The sequence below is a fragment of the Yersinia sp. 1652 StPb PI genome, from assembly GCF_041538345.1.
GTDB lineage: Bacteria > Pseudomonadota > Gammaproteobacteria > Enterobacterales > Enterobacteriaceae > Yersinia > Yersinia enterocolitica_E.
The window spans coordinates 189,039-209,540 of sequence record NZ_JAULSM010000001.1 but is presented as its reverse complement, the minus strand read 5'-3'; the positions used below and the strand labels follow the sequence as shown (position 1 = coordinate 209,540).

Genomic DNA, 20,502 nt, shown 5'->3' with positions numbered 1-20,502 from the left:
TCTTTATGTCTGATGTATATAGATGCGGCCTTCTGCGCCGCACTGTATCCCTGTCACCGTTATCCGATTAATCATACCTTCATAGCCTTTAACCAGGGCATATAACTACTGATTTCGGTCTAAGCCACAAAATAATTCTGCTTATCTCTCCCTTACAGTCAAACCTACCACTGACTAACGCACTTTTAGTCAAAAACGCTTATTCAATTGAAAACATTAAGTTTTTACTTGAGCGTGCTGTTTTTTAATCACTTTTTATTCCTTTTAGTTCTTAAAAAGTAGTCACTAACGATAAAGTGACCTTAAATATTATTAGCTTGCTATTAATATTCTCAGTTACTAGATGTATACTCATTTTCGTGACGTAAATCACACTTCATGCAAAGTGATAAAGAATAAATAGAGGCAATAACATGAATATTAAAACTACCATCGCAACCGCCAGCATTCTCTCTGTACTGTCATTTGGTGTTTTTGCAGCAGATTCTATCAATGAGAATCAGGCTGCAAAATTACAACCAATGGGCACCATTACCGTCAGTGGCCTTAACGGCGCACCATCCGATATTCGTCAGGCGCTGTCTGATAAAGCTGATGCTATGGGCGCTAAAGCTTACAAAGTGATCGAAGTGCGAGAAGAAAATAACTGGCATGCCACTGCCAAGATTTACCAGTAATTCGCGATAGATAGATCAAAAATGGCGTGAAGCCCAAATTGAAAAAAATTAAATAAACAGTAAAAACAATAAACTAAAAGTACCAGAATCATTAAAAGTACTTTTGGATTGTTGAATCTGATTAAGGAAAAATCATGAAAATCAAAACTACTCTGGCAGCCCTGAGTTTACTTTCTGTTGTTGCTTTCGGCGCATCTGCTGCGGAATCAATCAATGCCGCCCAAGCAAGCAAAATGACTGATTTAGGCGCAGTCAGTGTGAGCGCGATTACCGGTGCTCCTTCTGATATTGAGCAGGCCATCGCGAAAAAAGCTGATAGTGAAGGCGCTACGGCATACAAAATCATTGGTATGCATCAAGACAATGGTTGGCACGCCACAGCTAAGATTTACAAATAAGATTAAGCGCCAGCAGTGAAAGTAAATGCCCCGCTCAGAGGGGCATACTTTCGTATCTTGATGATTTATTCAATAGACTGAAAATAAAGATAAATACTAATTTTTAGCTTATTGAATAGAGTATTGATTGCAACAAGGTATTGGCTGAAGTCAGCCCACATCCGAATAATCCCTCGTCTATCCGACGAACCCTTTACCCCCGCTATCGCGGGGGCTTTTTTTATCCGACTTAATCCTGCGATAGAGCTTCTTGCTCCGCTTTTTTATCCAAAGCGCTCAGCAATTTGTTATGAATCCCACCAAAACCACCGTTACTCATCACTAGAATGTGATCACCCGGTTGTGCTGTTTTCACGATCATATCGACTAACGCATCAATATCAGCACTCCAATGTGCAGGCTGAATACAAGCTTCGGCCACTTCCACTACCTGCCAAGGGATATGCTGCGGCTGGAACAGGAACACTTCATCCGCACGGCCTAATGAAGGTGCTAACTCATTTTTACATAGCCCTAATTTCATGGTGTTAGAACGTGGCTCTAAAACAGCCAAAATACGCGCAGTCCCACCCACTTTACTGCGCAGTGCCGCCAGAGTGGCAAGAATAGCGGTTGGATGGTGAGCAAAATCATCATAAACCGTGACACCATGAGCTTCACCCCGCAATTCCAGCCGGCGACGAGCATTAATAAAATCACCCAGTGCCTTGCAAGCATCGGCGGGTAAAACCCCCACATGACGGGCGGCAGCGATCGCCATCAAACCGTTATGCATATTGTGTTCACCCACCAGTGACCAGCTGACCTCACCCACTAATTTATTATCAAGAAACACTTCATAAACACTGGCATCGGTTGATACTTTGCGCGCCGACCAACTGCCAGTTTCGCCGACCAACTCTTGCTCACTCCAGCAGCCCATCGCCATCACTTGCTTCAGGTGATTATCATTATCCGGCACGATGATTTTGCCTTTCCCTGGCACTAAACGTACCAGATGATGGAATTGCTTCTGGATAGCTTTCAGATCGTCAAAAATATCCGCATGATCGAACTCAAGGTTATTCATAACCAGCGTTCTTGGGCTGTAGTGAACAAACTTAGAGCGCTTATCAAAGAAGGCGCAATCATATTCATCAGCTTCAATGACAAAGAATGGGCTATTACCTAAACGTGCTGATACATCAAAATTACCCGGCACTCCGCCAATGACGAATCCCGGTTCATAACCACAGGCTTCCAGAATCCAGGTCACCATACCCGCAGTGGTGGTTTTTCCGTGTGTACCCGCCACCGCTAATACCCAGCGCTCTGGCAATACATGGTCATGTAACCATTGTGGGCCGGAAACATAAGGGATGCCTTGCTCTAATACTGCTTCAACACAAGGGTTACCACGGCTCATGGCATTACCAATGATCACTAAATCCGGGGTGGGACTCAGTTGAGCTGGGTCATATCCCTGAATTAAATCGATCCCTTGATTCTCCAGCAACGTGCTCATTGGTGGATACACGTTAGCATCCGCTCCTGTCACTTCATGACCTAATGAGCGGGCCAGCATTGCCAGGCCGCCCATAAAAGTGCCGCAGATACCTAATATGTGAATGCGCATAAATTTTCCGTATTAATAAGCTTCGAGTTTGTAACCATTCTACCGCTCAGAATCAAAGAGAAGAAATGGAATTGCCTATGAATCATTCTCACCTTTGGGCTACACTGCTGCCATCAGGTGTGTTGTTTGTTAATAAATCGATATTTAACCGTAGATCCAGGGATTGAGTCATGAAAACGTTAGGCGAATTCATCGTTGAGAAACAGCTAGACTTCTCTCACGCCACCGGCGAATTAACTGCATTACTTTCAGCAATCAAACTCGGCGCGAAGATTATTCATCGCGATATCAACAAAGCAGGTCTGGTTGATATTTTAGGTGCCAGCGGTGTTTCCAATATTCAGGGCGAAGACCAGATGAAACTGGACTTGTTTGCCAATGAAAAATTAAAAGCGGCCCTAAAAGCGCGTGGCGAAGTTGCCGGTATCGCCTCCGAAGAAGAAGATGATATTGTTATCTTTGATGGTGGCCGGGCAGAAAATGCCAAATATGTCGTTCTGATGGATCCGCTGGATGGTTCTTCAAATATCGATGTGAATGTATCCGTCGGTACTATTTTCTCCATCTATCGCCGCATTACCCCATTTGGTACTCCGATTACCGAAGCTGACTTCCTGCAACCTGGCACTAAACAAGTTGCCGCAGGTTATGTCGTCTACGGTTCTTCAACCATGCTGGTCTATACCACAGGTTACGGTGTCCATACTTTCACTTATGATCCGTCGCTGGGCGTTTTCTGTTTATCCGGCGAAAAAGTGCGTTATCCCGCAACCGGTTGCATGTATTCCATCAACGAAGGGAACTACATTAAATTCCCATTGGGTGTGAAGAAATACATCAAGTACTGCCAGGAACAAGATGAAGCCACCCAGCGCCCGTATACCTCACGCTACATTGGTTCACTGGTTGCCGACTTCCATCGTAACTTATTGAAAGGCGGTATTTATATTTACCCAAGCACCGCTAGCCACCCACAAGGGAAACTGCGTTTACTGTACGAATGCAACCCTATGGCCTTCTTGGCAGAACAAGCCGGTGGTAAGGCGACGGATGGGGTGAACCGCATTTTGGATATCGTGCCAGAGAAACTGCATCAGCGCGCACCTTTCTTTGTCGGTACCAAATCCATGGTGGAAGATGCGGAAGGTTTTATTGCCAAATTCCCGGATGAAGAAGCCAAGTAATTTGGGTAAATACAGTTAAAAAAGAGAGCAGCGGCCCCTAAGCCGCTGCTTTTTTATGCTCCAACCGCCAACTCATGATTGTGCAATTTAAACACTGCCATACTGGCTGACAATGCATTGGCTTGCTCTTCTAATGATCGCGTCGCCGCGGCGGCCTGTTCAACCAATGCGGCGTTCTGCTGGGCAACCTGATCCATTTGCGCAATAGCTACATTCACTTGCTCAATACCGCTACTTTGTTCATAACTTGCGGCTGAGATCTCACGCATCAATGCCGTTACCCGGCTAACTTCATCAGCGATCTCATGCATGGTTTTCCCTGCCGATTCGGCCATGTCTGCGCCCTCCTTCACCCGACTTTGCGACTCAACAATCAGATCTTTGATCTCTTTCGCCGACTGCGCACTGCGTTGTGCCAGATTACGTACCTCACCCGCGACCACAGCAAAACCACGCCCCTGTTCACCGGCTCTGGCGGCCTCAACCGCAGCGTTAAGTGCCAGAATATTAGTCTGAAACGCAATACCATCAATTACGGCAATAATATCGGAGATACGGCGCGAACTGGTGGTAATTGCCTGCATCTTATCAACCACATGACTCACGGCCTCACTGCCCTTATTGGCAATATCCGATACACTCATCGCCAAACTATTAGCCTGATCCGAGTTTTCAGCATTCATTTTTACGGTTGAGGTCAACTGCTCCATGCTGGCCGCAGTCTGTTCCAAAGAAGACGCCGACTCCTCTGTACGTTCAGCCAAATGACTGTTACCGGCAGCTAATTCCCGCGAGCCAATACCAATCTGCCCACCCACATCCCGTACATTACTCACTGACGCCACCAGCGATTGCTGCATCGTCTGTAACGCCTTTGCCAATCGGGCCAATTCAGTGTTGCCCTCACTATTGATACTGTGAGTTAAATCACCAGCAGCTATATATTCCAACTGATGAATTGATTGCACCAACGGCTGCAAAATAATGTATTTGAGCGCAAACCATGCCAGTACCGCAGAGATCAACGTGATCACCCCAGCAGCTACAATGATCGTCAGTTTAATTTTGGCGGCATTATTTGCATTGGCGATTTGCAATTGACCAGCATCCAGTGCATAGCTGCGAAAGGCAGTGACATCATTGTTAAAGGCTTTACTAATGTCGGTAATACTCTTTTCCAATACAGCGTAATACTCGTCAGCATACCCCGCCTTGATCGCGGTCAGCATGGGTATTACGCCCTTATCAATATAATTTTTATAACTTTTCTGGATATTTATCGCCAATCCCTGCCCGTCTCCCCGGTCAGATACCGCACTGACAAAACGTGCCATCTCTTTTTGCGATAATGCCAGTGAACCTTCAGCCTGTTTTGCCGTTTGTAACGATTCCTCAATCAGACCAATTTCTAACTGATGGATCGCCAGAGCTGCTTCAGTTCTGGCGCTTAACGTGGCATTAAAGCTATTAGATAGAGATCCCAGTTCCTCCCCCTGGATTTGATTTATGATTTGCAACGAGCGCGAACTTTCCTGAATTGAATTAATCCCGATAACACTGACAACTAATAAAATCAACGACATAAAGCTTAGCTGGGCAATAAGCCCATTCTTAATGGTAATCTTTTTTAACATCGGTTTTTTTCCGGTTATGTGCAAATGGTTAAGATTACAAAGCGTTAGCATTACAGCGGACGGTCTTATTGTTTGATTAAGTTATCGGCTATACAGATGTCAGCTTGAACTCTCACCGGAAAAACAGCTCAAAATAGATACATTTAGCGAATGACGGGATTTTATCTCACTGAAATGGCCCTCACTCAGGCAATCTCACCGCTATCTGACAGTGAAAAGGGCGGGAATTCACAAAAGAGTTGGCTATAATAGCCAGCACTCCATTTCTGGTTTGATAAAAGGAAACCGACATGAGCTTGAACCAAGTACCCGCAGGTAAAGACCTGCCAGAAGATATCTATGTAGTGATCGAAATCCCTGCGAATGCGGATCCGATCAAATATGAAATCGATAAAGAGACTGGCTCGCTGTTTGTAGACCGCTTCATGTCTACTGCCATGTTCTATCCATGTAACTACGGTTATATCAACAACACCCTGTCATTAGATGGCGACCCGGTTGATGTGCTAGTGCCAACACCGTATCCGTTGCAACCAGGTTCCGTGATTCGTTGCCGTCCGGTTGGCGTGTTAAAAATGACTGACGAAGCGGGCGAAGATGCCAAGCTGGTTGCGGTTCCACACAGCAAACTGACCAAAGAATACGACCACGTTAAAGATGTAAATGATCTGCCAGAACTGCTGAAAGCGCAGATCAAACATTTCTTTGAACATTACAAAGACTTGGAAACAGGCAAGTGGGTGAAAGTGGATGGCTGGGAAGATGCCGCCGCAGCTAAAGCCGAGATCCTAGCCTCTTTCGAACGTGCGAAGAAGTAATTTCCCGTTTCGCATGCCAAAAAGCGCCTCTTGAGGATGCTTTAAGCGCGAAAAGTAAAAACACCGCCTTGTGAGCGGTGTTTTTTTTTGCTAATAACAGCTTAATTTTACGGCTTGTCGCTCTCTTCATGGCGTTTTAGCCAATCGCCACTGTAGATACGTGGCACACCTTCGAGCGGTAAGCGATAAAGGTATATCCACGCGCTACCATAAGGCGTCTGAATCAGCTCGCGCCGGTAATCCTTAGTATTACTTTTAAGTTCATCTAACTCATTCATAATAGATGAGTTAATCCGATAAACCTCACAATGCACAGTGCCGTCTCCGGGGATAACCGCCGGATAATGACCTAAGTTGTACATATCAAAGCCTGCAAGGTCATGTTCACCCAACCACTGGGCGTCCGTCATCCAATGACTATTACCTTGCTTGCGCCGTAAACTACCGTAGACAATAATTCGCATGGTTAGAACTCAAACTGATAAAGCACATCTAATGCCTGATCAATACCAGACACCGCTTCCAGATACAACCTTGGCATCAATCGATAACGTAATGTTAACGTCGCCAGCGAGTCAAATATACCCACACCGTATTTTACTTGCAGATCTTTAGTGACATAACCACTTACCACGACTTGTGAGCTATCACCGACTCCCTGCGTATCCAGTGCCAGGTTACTGACACCAAATGCCTCGCCGATTTTACCCACAAGTTTACCGCTCTGCGCAACCCCCATGCCAATAAGCATTGAGGTCATCATGCCACTGTCGGCCCCCGAATTACTCAACCCCTGACCACGCAACAGGTATGATAACGCCTCCTGCTGTGACATAGCCGGATCCGAGAATACTTCTAGCCGTGGAGCATCAGCCATCCCGGTAACCCGCACACCAGCAGTAACACCGTCTGCCGTAGCATCTGGATTTCGTATCGCTTCAATATTGAGTAGCGGCTGATCCGGCGGGCCGGAGAACAGCAATATCCCTTTATTGACGATTAAATCCTGACCATAAGCACGGAAGCTACCCGACGGAATATTAATTTGCCCGTTCAAGCCCAACCCGCGCTGATCCTGGATCATTTTCAAATTACCTTGCAAACGGGCTTTCAAACCAAATGCATTCAGACGCACATCATTACCTACCCGAATCACCAGATTACTGTTGATTGGAATACTGGCCGTCCGTGGGGAGATAGGTTTCAGATCGTTATTGAGCATCACCTCATCTGATGAGACACCCACCGCATTTTCCGGCACTTCCTGCACCGTTATCCGCGCCCATGGAATATCGACCGAACCATTGAGGGTGAATAACTGCGGTGTCGCTTCAAAAACAATGTCCGGTGAAACATCAATCCGCACCATCGGTGGAACCGTGACCCGTAACTTATTGCCTTTTGCGGCGATTCGGGCACGCCAGGCATTGATATCACGCCAATCGGCATCACCGGAGAGATTGAGCTGCCCTTGAGAAGTCCGAATTAACCCCTCCAACGTTGAGGTCATACCGTCGAAGTTCATCACCAGACGCCCTTCGGTAATATCAAATGGCATCCAGCTACCATCAACATCGACATTATCCAGCGCCAAACGACCAAAGACTAGCGGGCTCTTCGCATTCCCCCCTAAACGCAGATTGGCGTTTAATGTACCAGCGGCTTTTTCACCATCACTCAGTATCGGGTTAATCATTGCCAAAGAAATATTACTGATAGCAATATTACCGGACAAATTGCGCCGCCCTTGTGGATCAGCAACCTGTACCTGCCCGGAGAACTGGCCGTTATTCACCAGTTTAATCAACCAATCAGCCCGCACTTGCCCATTGGTTAGGCCACCATTGAGATTCAGCGTTTCAAAAGCAATCGGTAGCGGGTTCCCTTGCACCATTTGCTGCACTTTAACCCCATTGCCACTGAGCGATACCCGTACATCTGGCAGGTTACCACCGGCCGTCCAACTGACATCGGCCCGGCCAGTGAACACGCCACTCATGGTGGTATCCGGCCCAAGGAATGGTTTTATCATCGCTAAATCAAAGCGATTAAGCACCACACTCGCCTGCCCACTAGGGCCAGCTTCAATGGCCCGAGGAACACAAAGTTCTGCATTTGGGTTAAGCCAACAGTGGGGTCCGATGGTGACCCGCTGTTGGCTATTTTGGTAATCCAATGCCATCGCACGGCTTAAACGCCATTCACCTACCGGCGTATCGAAACGCGTGTTATTAAGCGAACCGCGCCAACGTTGTTGTTGGCGATCGAAGCTCCCATCCAGCGCCAACTGACCGGAAACGGGTTCCCCTTGTATATTCAGGCGCACCTGATGCTGTTTTTCGCTACCCCGGGCATCTAGCGTCAATAAACTTACAACCAACTCCGCTTGCTTGAGTTGCTCAACCCTAACGGCCAATTGACCCTGAATCTGATCCGTGGAGCGAACGTCGCCATCAATCTTAACCCGGTTAATGGTCAGTTCCTGCCATTGCAGGCGGCTGGCGGTGAGGTCCACTAACAGTTGTGGTGCTGTAAGGTTGCCGCGCAATTTCAGCGCCCCTTTCATCACGCCTCCCAATCCCGGTAACGCACCATCAAGTTGTGGCGCATCCACAGTGGCATCGAGCTGCCAGGTGTCACTAAGGTTACCTCTCACATCTAGCCTATTACGGCCCAATGCCAGATTAATGCCCGGAATATGCCACTGGCCTGCCGCATTCCCTGTCAGGGAGCCACGGGCCGTCACACGGTTTTGTTTCACATTCCCGTCCAGTACCAGCTCCGGTACTTGTAATTGCCAACTACCACCGTGGATACTGCCACGGGTGACAATTCTACCGTCCAGTTTTGCTGGCCACTCCGGCCACTGCTTCGCGGTGTTAATACCCGATAAGGTTAATACCGAGTTCCAACTGATTGCTTTACTCCAATCCACTACGCCAGTCAGGTCAGTGTTACCTTGCAATGCCGCCAGACGTAAACGGGTCAGATTGAATTGCTCAACACTCCCTTTACCGTCAAGAGTGAACACTGCCGGTGGCAGGTCAGTGCCTTTAAAATCAGAACGGATCGAGAGTGCGTAATCTGTCGCCTGCCCATTGAGGCGCATTTGAAGATTATCAATTTGATATTGCGGTTCGCCACTCAACGGCCAACGCAGTTGCTTGCTTTGTAGAGTTAACGCCAGTGGCAAACCAGCCTGTGCCAGCGCAGTTTCTGCATCCAGTTGCGCGCTCACCGGGCCTGACAGATTGAGTGCCACGTTGAGTTTTTCGCGCAGCGCACCACCGACAGTTAATTTTACTTTTTCGCCTTTCAACGGCTCAATGTTCAGCGCACTATTGATGACCATACTCACTGGCCACTTATCGGCCAGCGTGGCGTCACCCTGTGCTGACAGCCCACCCTGTGGCGATTTAATCTCCAGCTTATCCAATGTTATTTGGTTTTGTTGCGTGCTGGCTTGCAGCAAAAGACTACTGATAAGTACGTCGGTATCACCTGTAAGCCGGAGTTGTTGCCCTGAGATCTCTTTAATCTGTAAATCCAGCGGCAAGCGGAAGTCCGGCAATTCTGGCAGTAACGGTTTAGCAAACAGCGCTTTTAACGTTTCACCTAGCGGAGCTTCCTGCTCTGATGGCGCGGCTGCCTGTTGCTCAACCGCTTCTTTTACCGCGATAGCCGTTTCAACCGCAGGTTTAGCCGCATCCGGCACCATCGCTGGCACCGTTTTTGGTAAAGCTATCAATAACCCACTGATTTTGGTCGGCATTAGTGCCAGTGCGCGCTGTTGCCAATGTGCTCCAGTGCGGAATTCATCCAGTGAAATCGCGGTGTCATCAATAGTGACTTTGACATTATTCAGCGACAGCATACGCAATGTAATGGGGTACGGAGTACTAAGTTCCCCCATCGGTTCACTACTGGCAGGAGCAGGGGCCGCAGGCGGCATGGCGTTGGTATCCACCACCACATCAATATCTTGTGCCGTCAGGGCATTAATGCACAACTCACTGCGTTTTAGACAAGAGAGCTGTAATGAAAGATGGAACTGCCCTGCTTTAACAGTGACACCCGGCATTTGATATTGAATGCCTTTTAAGGTGAGGTCACGCCACCCCCCACTGACACTGGCGATATCCAGCCCGGGAACCCAACGTGCGGCACTGTTTATCACAAAATGTAGACCACTGGTGGTGCCTAACAAACCCGCCAAAGCCCCGACCAGCAGCAGGATAATGAGCAGAAATGCGATACTGAGTCTCTTTATCCACTTCCCTCCCTTTACCAACATCATAGTTCAGGCCCCAAACCGATATAAAATTGCACGCCACGTGCTTCGTTGTCACCAATAGGTTTGGCGATGTCTAGCTTGATCGGACCGACCGGAGAAGCCCAACGGACCCCAACCCCGGCGCCAGTTTTGAAATCGCTCTTGCGAATATCGTTAACCGCTTCACCCGAATCGACGAATACAGCCCCCCACCATCTTCCGGTAACGTTATATTGATACTCAAGCGTACCGGTTGCCAGTTTAGAGGCACCGGTTAATTTACCTTCGCTATCGCGTGGGGAAATATCACGGAATTTATAGCCACGAATACTGCGATCCCCACCGGCGAAGAAGCGCAGTGACGGCGGTACCCGGTCGAAATCATTGGTTTCAATCCAGCCTAAGTTACCCCGAACGACAAAACGGTTCTTCTCACCCAAAGTACGAATCCACACGTTTTGCGCCTGGAATATGGCGAAATCGACATCTGACCCCCATGTGGTATCAGACACATCAATAGAATAATTCTGACTATCCCCCCACACCGGCATAGCGCCGCCGCGCTGACGGGTACGGCTGATGTTCACCCCCGGATACAGCAACATGGTGGTATCGGTGACACTACCTTGAGTAAAGTGATCTAAACTCCAACGCAGGTTAACTGAGCGTTTCCAACCACTGGACAGATCCCAGAAACGGGCAACGTTCAGGGTGGTGGTGTCAGATTTTGTATCATTCAGATCGGTGCGTTTGAACCCACCCTGTAGCAGGTAATACTGTTCCAGCGGGTTTTTTAACAGTGGGATTCGATAGCTGAAATCCAGCGTCTGTTCGGGCGCGGAAAGTGTAGTACTGGTGGTTAGACTATGCCCGTAGGAGTTCATCCACGGCTTACGCCAACTGGCCGTCAGACGTGGACCGACATCGGTCGCATAACCGCCCCCCAATTCAACCGTATTTTCGGTACGTGGAGTGACGACCGCATCCAGTGGCAGGACTTTGGTTTTTCTCGCGTCGCGAAAATCCGGTGAAACCACCACCGAGTTAAACCAGTTAGTCGCAGCCAGACGGCGGTTCAATTCAGCCAGTTCATCAGAGGTATAAAACTCACCTTCATGAAAGGGCACCAAATTTTGCAGAAAATCTTCACGGATTTGCGAGCCTTGGAAGGCAACTTTACCAAACCGGTAGCGCTCGCCACTGTCAAAATCAATATCCCAAAAAGCTTTGCGCAACTCAGCGGCAACGCCCAACTGGCTTTTGATCATATTGGCGTCAAAATAACCACGGCGTAACGCTAAGCCCGTCAGTGAACTTTTGAAATTATCAAAATCACCATGATTGAGGACTGAGCCAATTTTAGGGGTATCGCGGCGTACCAGTGATAGATAATCAGGATCAGTTTTCGCCCCACCTTGCAGCACAATATCAACACCAGCAATCAAAACCGGTTCACCAGGAATCACTTTGGCAATTAAAACGGAACGTGCAGGTGCCGGGCGCGGCTGCAAATCAAAGGTGATGGTGGGGTCGTAATAACCTAACGCGCGTAGCCCCTGACGAATGGCGTCATCCACCCTTGAGCGGAAACGGCCATCGGACGTCACTTCATCCGTACCAATTGTTGATAAACGCGCCCTGACGTTTCTCTCTAAATCCCCGCTAAGACCTTCGACCTGCAACCGCACATTGGCAGCGTAGGCAAGAGGTGTGGCGAGCAATACGCACAAAAAACACAAAATAGGGTATCGTGGCACGCGTACTCCTAATTAATTTTATACCTGCCATCTTCCAAATTGCAGGTGTATTGGCAACTCTCATTACTCGACCTGACCTCTGCAAGCAGCATTTAAATCTGCTCCCAGAAGATTTGTCATCCGAATCACTTACCCTATAAGCTCATCAGGGTGCTCTCCCTTGCCGCTTTACCGCATCTTGAAACCTATTGGGTATATTTTCCTGTAAAAACGATCTGACGGACTTTTTATCACTTACGCAATCATTCCGCACTTAAAGACCGATTTAAGCCTGTTATCCCTAAAACTCCACCTTAAGCCGATACATTAACGCAGAATGGCTCTTATTGTGTGCAAACTCGCAATCAGATACAACTGTCTATACCTATTCACTGTAAACATCTTGTTATTAATTTACTGTAAACTTCAAATTCACTGTAAATATTGGAGCCTATTTTGGTGCAAAATTTTGACAAAACTGCCGTCATTGATGCGGCGAATGCCTTACCCGGGCGAATCACACCAATGCCAGTCGCAACTCTCCATGTGGTGAATGGGCATTCCATGACACATATCCCTGACGGAATGGAGATCGCTATCTTCGCCATGGGCTGCTTCTGGGGTGTTGAGCGCCTGTTCTGGCAACTGCCTGGCGTCTACAGTACTGCCGCAGGTTATTGCGGTGGCTACACGCCAAACCCAACCTATCATGAAGTTTGTAGTGGCCGCACAGCCCATGCAGAAGTGGTTCGTGTTGTCTTTGATCCGGCCATCATCAGCTATAAGCAACTATTGCAGATTTTCTGGGAAAATCACGATCCCGCCCAAGGAATGCGTCAAGGCGGAGATGTCGGAACACAATATCGTTCAGCCATTTACGTTTTGACACCTGAGCAGCAAGTGCAAGCTAACGAGAGCAAAGCCTTGTTCCAGCAAGCCATGGAGCAAGCTGGTGATCGCCGGTTGATTACCAGTGAAGTGGCGGTTGCACTGCCGTTTTACTATGCCGAGGATGACCACCAGCAATATTTGCACAAAAATCCACATGGATATTGTAACCTTGGTGGTATTGGCGTGTGTATGCCGCCTGATTTGTAAGGTTGCCCACGCGCTTATCGCTGCGATTATCCCCAAATTGCGTAGAGTTGCAGGTTGGCAGCAAGGGAATGACAAATCGCTTGGAATGCGGTTTGAACAGCATTTATGCTAGCCCACAGAGGGATTTCAAGCATGGCCGGAGTAATGAACCTAGCTAACTCCGCTGCAACTTAAAGTAAGACGGGTTATACTATTCGGGCTGTTCACTCGGCCCGATGGCGGCTTTCTGCCGTTATCTTAAATTTAAACAGTATTTTTTAATTCAAACAAATGTATGGCCTTCCTTACGATCGCCGGCGCGATTGTCGGTACGACACGGACAGATTATGTTAAACAGTATTTTACTGATTCTTTTTTTAATTGCGGTGAGTGCCTTCTTCTCATTATCAGAGATTTCACTGGCAGCTTCGCGCAAAATTAAACTAAAACTTCTGGCGGATGAAGGCGATATCAACGCCTTGCGGGTACTTAAATTACAAGAGACTCCGGGGATTTTCTTCACCGTGGTCCAGATTGGCTTGAATGCCGTCGCCATTCTGGGGGGTATCGTCGGTGATGCTGCGTTTTCTCCCTCCTTTAAATTGGTGTTTGAGCGCTTCATGTCACCAGAGCTTGCCGACCAGGTGAGTTTCATTTGCTCGTTTGTTCTGGTCACCAGTTTATTTATTCTTTTTGCCGACTTAACCCCGAAACGCATCGGTATGATTTCACCTGAAGCGGTTGCCGTTCGGATCGTCAACCCGATGCGCTTCTGTCTGATGATTTGTCGCCCACTAGTTTGGTTCTTCAATGGGATGGCGAATCTAATCTTCCGACTATTCAAGCTACCAATGGTACGCAATGATGACATCACATCAGATGATATCTATGCCGTCGTGGAAGCAGGTGCATTAGCCGGGGTGTTACGTAAGCAAGAGCATGAATTGATCGAAAACGTCTTTGAACTGGAGTCACGTACTGTTCCTTCGTCGATGACGTCACGTGAAAGTGTGATTTATTTTGATCTGCGGGAAAGCGAAGACAGCATAAAAGAGAAGATTTCGACCCATCCACACTCTAAATTCTTGGTATGTGATGGTCATATCGATCAAGTTGTGGGTTATGTCGACTCTAAAGACTTGCTGAACCGGGTATTAGGTAACCAGAGTCTGGTACTGAGCAGTGGCGTGCAAATTCGCTCAGCCCTGATTGTGCCAGACACATTGACACTCTCCGAGGCACTGGAGAGCTTTAAAACCGCCGGTGAAGACTTTGCCGTTATCCTCAACGAATACGCCCTGGTGGTTGGTATCATTACCCTGAATGACGTGATGACCACGCTGATGGGGGATTTGGTCGGTCAGGGGCAGGAAGAGCAAATTGTTGCTCGTGATGAAAGTTCATGGCTGATTGAGGGCGGCACCCCGATTGAAGATGTAATGCGAGTGCTGCATATCGATGAGTTCCCGCAGTCTGGCAATTATGAAACCATCGGCGGCTTTATGATGTATATGCTGCGCAAAATTCCCAAACGCACTGATTTCGTCAAATATGCCGGCTACAAGTTTGAAGTAGTCGATATCGATAGCTACAAAATCGATCAGCTACTGGTGACTAAACTCAGTGACCTACCAGCCCCAATCCTGCCAAAAGCCCCACACGAAAGCAGTGATGCCTAGTGAAAGTTTAAATCAGTCATTATTTAAAACATTAGCGGCCCCAAAATAGGGGCCGCAATTAAATTTGTTCGGGGTGAGTTTTTTACATTTCAGCCTGCAAACGCATCACCTGCCGATTAACCTCAGACATCACCTCAAAGTGGCGTTTATCCCTAACTTTCGGGATTAAAATCTTACCTTTGTCAAACTCAAAAGCCCCCATATCTTTGATATATAACCTCCCTCGGAAAAGCGTTTTGACATACATCGCCACTTTAGCCGGATTGTAACGTTGGAAGATCCTCATTTTTTTACTTTCCTCCCATGACATCAATACGCTCCCTCTGGTGCCTTAGCGACCAAGATCACAGGTAACGTAATATAATTGCAGGGTAATAGACCTAGAGTATGGGCTTTAGTTCCGCCAAAACCAGTCATTGCTGCTGGATTTACACAAAATTACAGGGCCATATAGATAAAATGAGACTTAATTACAGAATAACCATCTAGTAAGTGTCAGAAATAAATACTGTAGAGAAACAGGACAGACCTCTGATCTGCACCTATTATTGGAAAACTGATGCCCAATAGGTTTCAAGATGCTGGCAAGCGGCAAACATAATCTGCCAACACCGCTGCAATTTGAAAGACTACGGGTAGACCTGCATGCAGGACTTAGTACCCGACATTACCCATAAGATCCCACAAGGACATGCCATGATAAAAAATAGCCTGCTGATACTGTCACTACTACTCACACCACTAATGGCCTGCGCTCACACCCTACAAATCAACCAGCGGGTACCGCCGGTGGGTGTCAGCGATAAAGGCGAATTAAATTATGATAAAGCTACTGATCAGTTTAGCTACAAAAACTGGAATAGCTCGCAACTGCCCGGCAAAGTGCGGGTCATCCAACATATTGCTGGCCGCACCTCGGCAAAAGAGCTGAATGCCCCGTTAGTGGAAGCCATTAAGCACGCTAATCTGCCACACGAACATTACCAAACGACGACAATCGTCAATACTGATGACGCCATCATCGGCACGGCAGTGTTTGTACGTAACAGCATTGAAAGCAATAAACGCGACTTTCCCTGGTCACAATTTGTGGTCGATAGCGACGGGAATGTCAAAAAGGCCTGGGGTCTAGCGGAAAAAGGCTCGGCGATTGTGGTATTGGACCCACAAGGGAATGTGAAATTTGCCAAAGATGGCGCATTGACACCGCAGGAAGTACAGCAGGTGATCGATCAATTGCACCAACTGGTGAAACAGTAATCTCCCCTTAAGGTTTGAAGCTACAGGGGATTCGCTGCGGGCACGCACCCGAATCATATGATTCGTTTGCGTGCCACCTCCCTGCAACGCCACACCCTTTGGCTATGTGGTTAGAATAAAGACACTCTAAAGCCGGGGTTCAGGAAAGATTCACGTGGGGTATAAGAGAGTGGTTTACCCTGCCAATCGTGAACCAGTGCTCCGGCAGCAATGGCTACTGCATGCCCGGCGGCAGTATCCCATACATTAGTAGGCCCAAAGCGCGGGTACAGTTGCGCCTTCCCTTCCGCCACCAGACAAAACTTGAGTGACGAACCGACTGATACAGTCTGGTGTTCACCTAATTGCGACAAATAATCTTCCAGTTCAGCATCACTGTGGGAGCGACTGACTACCACTAACGGCGGTAGCGCAGCACGCACCTGAATCTGCATGCGCCTGCCACACTCCTCTTTCCACGCCTGGCCGTTTTCAGCGCTGTACATCACTTCAGTCACCGGGGTATATACCACGCCAAGCACCGGTACTCCTTGGTCAATCAACGCGATATTAACGGTAAACTCGCCATTCCGATGCAGAAACTCTTTAGTACCGTCCAGAGGATCAACCAGCCAGTAGCGCTGCCAGTGTTGACGTACCGCCCAAACCGGCGGATCTTCTTCAGATAACAGCGGGATATCGGGAGTCAGTGCCGCCAATCCGGCTTTGATAATCTGGTGAGCGGCAAGATCAGCCGCTGTCACTGGCGAATCATCTTTCTTATGGGCCACATCAAGGGGTTTATCCCCCTGATAGACCGCCATAATCGCCACGCCTGCCTCGCGGGCCAACTGGCAAATTTGCTCTAACATCATCCACCCCTTGGTATTATGAGTCATGCCGGATACTGATAATGGCTGTTTAAATCGATAGTGATTGTTTAGACCAATAGTGATTGTTTAGACCAATATAGTGGCTCGCGCTACTCGTTCGCCATATATACAGTTTAGAACGCAAACGTAAAAATTAATTATCTAAGCCCAGTAGATTTCCAGATGAAGGCAACAAGTGCCACCAGCAGACCTGCAAGTGACAAGATAACGGGGATATGCCCTCAATCATCAGAGTTGCAGACTAATAAGATTCCTACCAAATAGCCATCAATGTCGGTAACTTCCAATAAAATCAGTGGGATTAACCTGCCACAACTGTGAACTTCTGCGCGTTATCCTGGGGCATTTTCTGCCAAACTTCACACTTTGTTGTAGCAATTAATTAAAGTTACATATTCTTTTGCGATACATGTCGAATAGATTTTAATGGAGAAAGCCATGATCACGCGTCCGCTGACGTTATCTCTTCTTGCCAGCCTGATTGCTGTCGCGACCTCAATGTCTGTAGCAACTGCTGCTACCGTTGATTTGCGGGTATTGGAAACCACCGACCTGCACAGCAATATGATGGATTTTGATTACTACAAAGATAAACCTACCGAAAAGTTTGGTCTGGTGCGCACTGCAAGCCTGATCAGTGCTGCTCGCCAACAAGCGACCAACAGCGTACTGGTGGATAACGGTGACCTGATCCAAGGTAGCCCGCTTGGTGACTATATGGCAGCCAAGGGATTGCAAACCGGAGAAATTCACCCAGTCTACAAAGCTATGAATACGCTGGATTATGCGGTAGGGAATATCGGTAACCATGAGTTTAACTACGGTCTGGATTATCTGAAAAAATCGCTAGCTGGCGCAAAATTCCCCTATGTGAATGCCAACGTGATTGATGTGAAAACCGGTAAGCCGCTGTTCCAGCCTTATCTGATTGTCGACACGCCAGTGCAAGATCGTGAAGGTAAAATCCATAACTTGCGCATTGGTTACATTGGTTTTGTCCCGCCACAAGTGATGATATGGGATAAAGCGAATCTGAGCGGAAAAGTGACCGTTAACGACATCACTGAAACGGCCAAGAAATGGGTGCCTGAGATGCGCAAGCAAGGTGCTGATTTGGTGGTGGCTATCCCGCACTCCGGGCTTTCCAGTGATCCTTATAAAACCATGGCAGAAAACTCAGTTTATTATCTCAGCCAGGTTGCGGGGATCGATGCCATCATGTTCGGCCACGCCCATGCCGTTTTCCCCAGTAAAGATTTTGCCGCCATCAAAGGTGCTGATATCGCTCAAGGCACTTTAAATGGTATTGCAGCAGTGATGCCGGGCCAGTGGGGTGATCATCTGGGGGTGGTCGATTTCGTCCTGAATAATGATAAAGGCCCATGGCAAGTTACTGAAGCCAAAGCTGAAGCACGCCCAATCTATGATAAAGCAGCACAAAAATCGCTGGCAACCGAAGATGCCAATCTGGTAAAAGTGCTAGCAGCAGACCATCAGGGTACTCGTGACTTCGTCAGTCAGCCGATCGGCACAGCATCGGACAATATGTACAGCTATCTGTCACTCATCCAAGACGATCCGACAGTGCAGATTGTGAACAATGCTCAACGCGCCTATACCGAACACTTTATTCAAGGCGACCCCGATTTAGCCAATCTGCCGGTGCTCTCTGCCGCCGCCCCCTTCAAAGCCGGCGGGCGTAAAAATGATCCCGCCAGTTTTGTTGAAGTGGAAAAAGGTGAGCTGACCTTCCGTAATGCCGCCGATCTCTATCTGTACCCGAACACACTGGTGGTGGTGAAAGCCAGTGGGGCGGAAGTTAAGCAATGGTTAGAGTGCTCTGCCGCGCAATTCAATCAAATTGATGTGACCAGCAGCAAGCCACAATCGTTGATTAACTGGGATGGTTTCCGCACTTATAATTTTGATGTTATCGATGGCGTGAAATATGAAATCGATGTCAGCCAACCTGCGCGCTATGACGGTGAATGCGCACTGATCAATGATAAAGCTGAACGGATTAAAAACCTGACATTTAATGGCAAACCTATCGATCCGAAAGCCACATTCCTGATTGCGACCAACAACTATCGGGCTTATAGCGGTAAGTTTGCCGGTACGGGTGACAGCCATATTGCATTTGCTTCTCCTGATGAAAACCGGGCGGTACTGTCGGCTTATATCAGTGCTGAAACCAAGAAACACGGGCAAGTTACCCCACAGGCTGATAATAACTGGCGTCTGGCAACGATCGACAGCAAGCAGCCACTGGATATCCGCTTTGAAACGTCACCAAGTGCTAAAGCCGCTGAATTTATCAAGCAAAAAGCGCAGTACCCGATGAAAGTACAAGGTACTGATGAAATTGGCTTTGCCGTTTATCAAATCGACTTACAGAACAAATAATCTCGGATAACAGCGCTTCAACGCGCTGTTATTTTTCACAAGTACCTCTTTGTGGTTATATCGCAATCTATAACATGTATTTATTATGCATGTTATAAATGTTTAATTACTCAATGAGGTGTCATTATGGATTACCGCAATCAGTGTCTCGGTGCCCTGGCTATCGCTATTCCACGAGCCACAAAATTATTCCGTCACCACCAGCTCGATTTCTGCTGTGGTGGTAAACAGACACTGCTACGCGCAGCCAATAAGCTGAATCTTGATATCGATGAGCTGGAAGCACAACTGAGTGCCTTGCAATCCGAACCTCAGTCATCTGAAGATTGGCAACAGCAGCCACTGGCTAATATCATCGATTTTATTATCAGCCGCTACCATAACCGCCATCGTGAGCAGTTACCGGAATTAATTCTGATGGCGGAAAAAGTTGAACGGGTACACGGCGAGAAACCAGCCTGTCCGCGTGGACTGGCGGTTGAACTTACTGCAATTTTAGAAGAGCTAACCCAGCATATGTACAAAGAGGAACAAATTCTGTTCCCAATGATAACCCGTGGTATGGGGTCTCAGGCTGGTGGGCCAATATTTGTGATGGAAGCGGAACACGATGCTGTTGGGCAGCAGCTAGAAGTGGTAAAACAGTTAACACAAAATGTCACCCCACCAGAAGGGGCCTGCAATACCTGGCGGGCACTCTACACCGGTATCAATGAATTCATAACTGATCTAATGGAACATATTCATCTGGAAAACAATTTGCTGTTCCCGCGCGCGCTAAAAGGCGAATAATCTCGCTATTGGTCATGGCCGGCATCAATAAATGTAAAAGGGCGACATCACGCCGCCCTTTCTGGTTTCACCGCATGCAGA

Annotated in this window: 16 protein-coding genes; 9 read left to right on the top strand and 7 right to left on the bottom strand. The window is 47.8% G+C overall.

The window, feature by feature from the left end:
* The first annotated feature begins 413 nt into the window (after nt 1-413).
* Nucleotides 414-677 (top strand): peroxide/acid stress response protein YhcN, encoded by a 264-nt coding sequence (gene yhcN / locus Q2T71_RS01035; RefSeq protein ID WP_372557838.1) that lies wholly within the window; start codon nt 414-416, stop codon nt 675-677.
* Nucleotides 678-811: 134 nt separating this feature from the next.
* Complete coding sequence (locus Q2T71_RS01030; protein WP_083160931.1) at nt 812-1,075, top strand: YdgH/BhsA/McbA-like domain containing protein; 264 nt, start codon at nt 812-814, stop codon at nt 1,073-1,075.
* Between the two features lie 229 nt (nt 1,076-1,304).
* On the opposite strand, the gene mpl is transcribed toward Q2T71_RS01030, so the two are convergent.
* Nucleotides 1,305-2,690: a UDP-N-acetylmuramate:L-alanyl-gamma-D-glutamyl-meso-diaminopimelate ligase gene (gene mpl / locus Q2T71_RS01025; RefSeq protein WP_372557837.1), complete on the bottom strand. Its 1,386-nt coding sequence runs from the start codon at nt 2,688-2,690 to the stop codon at nt 1,305-1,307.
* 170 nt (nt 2,691-2,860) lie between these two features.
* Between mpl and fbp the strand changes: the two genes are divergently transcribed.
* Nucleotides 2,861-3,874, top strand: coding sequence for a class 1 fructose-bisphosphatase (gene fbp, locus Q2T71_RS01020; RefSeq protein ID WP_004875434.1), 1,014 nt, complete (start codon nt 2,861-2,863; stop codon nt 3,872-3,874).
* 53 nt (nt 3,875-3,927) lie between these two features.
* On the opposite strand, the gene Q2T71_RS01015 is transcribed toward fbp, so the two are convergent.
* Entirely contained in the window at nt 3,928-5,508 is a 1,581-nt protein-coding gene (locus Q2T71_RS01015; RefSeq protein WP_372557836.1) for a methyl-accepting chemotaxis protein, read from the bottom strand.
* Nucleotides 5,509-5,798: 290 nt separating this feature from the next.
* On the opposite strand from Q2T71_RS01015, the gene ppa reads away from it, so the two are divergent.
* A complete protein-coding gene (gene ppa, locus Q2T71_RS01010; protein WP_083160937.1) occupies nt 5,799-6,326 on the top strand; it encodes an inorganic diphosphatase in 528 nt (175 codons plus the stop codon).
* A gap of 107 nt (nt 6,327-6,433) precedes the next feature.
* Here ppa and Q2T71_RS01005 read toward each other — a convergent pair whose 3' ends face one another.
* The 3 genes from Q2T71_RS01005 to Q2T71_RS00995 are packed head-to-tail and all read right to left on the bottom strand — an operon-like array spanning nt 6,434 to nt 12,356.
* Nucleotides 6,434-6,790, bottom strand: a complete 357-nt coding sequence (locus tag Q2T71_RS01005) for a gamma-glutamylcyclotransferase (protein ID WP_372557835.1) — start codon at nt 6,788-6,790, stop codon at nt 6,434-6,436.
* 2 nt (nt 6,791-6,792) lie between these two features.
* Entirely contained in the window at nt 6,793-10,620 is a 3,828-nt protein-coding gene (locus Q2T71_RS01000) for a translocation/assembly module TamB domain-containing protein (protein ID WP_372559807.1), read from the bottom strand.
* Nucleotides 10,620-12,356 carry an autotransporter assembly complex family protein gene (locus Q2T71_RS00995; RefSeq protein ID WP_102970484.1) on the bottom strand — a complete coding sequence of 579 codons (1,737 nt, stop codon included), beginning with the start codon at nt 12,354-12,356 and terminating at the stop codon, nt 10,620-10,622. Before Q2T71_RS00995 ends, Q2T71_RS01000 begins: the two co-directional genes overlap by 1 nt.
* Nucleotides 12,357-12,794: 438 nt before the next feature.
* Between Q2T71_RS00995 and msrA the strand changes: the two genes are divergently transcribed.
* Both msrA and Q2T71_RS00985 read left to right on the top strand, forming a co-directional pair.
* A complete protein-coding gene (gene msrA, locus Q2T71_RS00990) occupies nt 12,795-13,433 on the top strand; it encodes a peptide-methionine (S)-S-oxide reductase MsrA (protein WP_372557834.1) in 639 nt (212 codons plus the stop codon).
* Nucleotides 13,434-13,759: 326 nt separating this feature from the next.
* On the top strand, nt 13,760-15,091 hold the full coding sequence (locus tag Q2T71_RS00985) for a hemolysin family protein (RefSeq protein ID WP_083160941.1): 1,332 nt from the start codon (nt 13,760-13,762) through the stop codon (nt 15,089-15,091).
* 82 nt (nt 15,092-15,173) lie between these two features.
* Here the strand turns inward: Q2T71_RS00985 and Q2T71_RS00980 are convergent, their stop codons facing one another.
* Nucleotides 15,174-15,377 (bottom strand): DUF1107 domain-containing protein, encoded by a 204-nt coding sequence (locus Q2T71_RS00980; protein WP_372559806.1) that lies wholly within the window; start codon nt 15,375-15,377, stop codon nt 15,174-15,176.
* A 410-nt stretch (nt 15,378-15,787) separates the two neighbouring features.
* Between Q2T71_RS00980 and Q2T71_RS00975 the strand changes: the two genes are divergently transcribed.
* Nucleotides 15,788-16,351 carry a YtfJ family protein gene (locus Q2T71_RS00975; RefSeq protein WP_372559805.1) on the top strand — a complete coding sequence of 188 codons (564 nt, stop codon included), beginning with the start codon at nt 15,788-15,790 and terminating at the stop codon, nt 16,349-16,351.
* A 110-nt stretch (nt 16,352-16,461) separates the two neighbouring features.
* On the opposite strand, the gene cysQ is transcribed toward Q2T71_RS00975, so the two are convergent.
* Entirely contained in the window at nt 16,462-17,202 is a 741-nt protein-coding gene (gene cysQ / locus Q2T71_RS00970; protein ID WP_193784743.1) for a 3'(2'),5'-bisphosphate nucleotidase CysQ, read from the bottom strand.
* A gap of 447 nt (nt 17,203-17,649) precedes the next feature.
* Between cysQ and Q2T71_RS00965 the strand changes: the two genes are divergently transcribed.
* Together Q2T71_RS00965 and ytfE are read left to right on the top strand one after the other, a co-directional pair.
* Nucleotides 17,650-19,629, top strand: a complete 1,980-nt coding sequence (locus Q2T71_RS00965) for a bifunctional 2',3'-cyclic-nucleotide 2'-phosphodiesterase/3'-nucleotidase (RefSeq protein WP_372557833.1) — start codon at nt 17,650-17,652, stop codon at nt 19,627-19,629.
* A 126-nt stretch (nt 19,630-19,755) separates the two neighbouring features.
* Nucleotides 19,756-20,421 carry an iron-sulfur cluster repair protein YtfE gene (ytfE, locus tag Q2T71_RS00960; protein ID WP_372557832.1) on the top strand — a complete coding sequence of 222 codons (666 nt, stop codon included), beginning with the start codon at nt 19,756-19,758 and terminating at the stop codon, nt 20,419-20,421.
* Nucleotides 20,422-20,502: the final 81 nt, after the last annotated feature.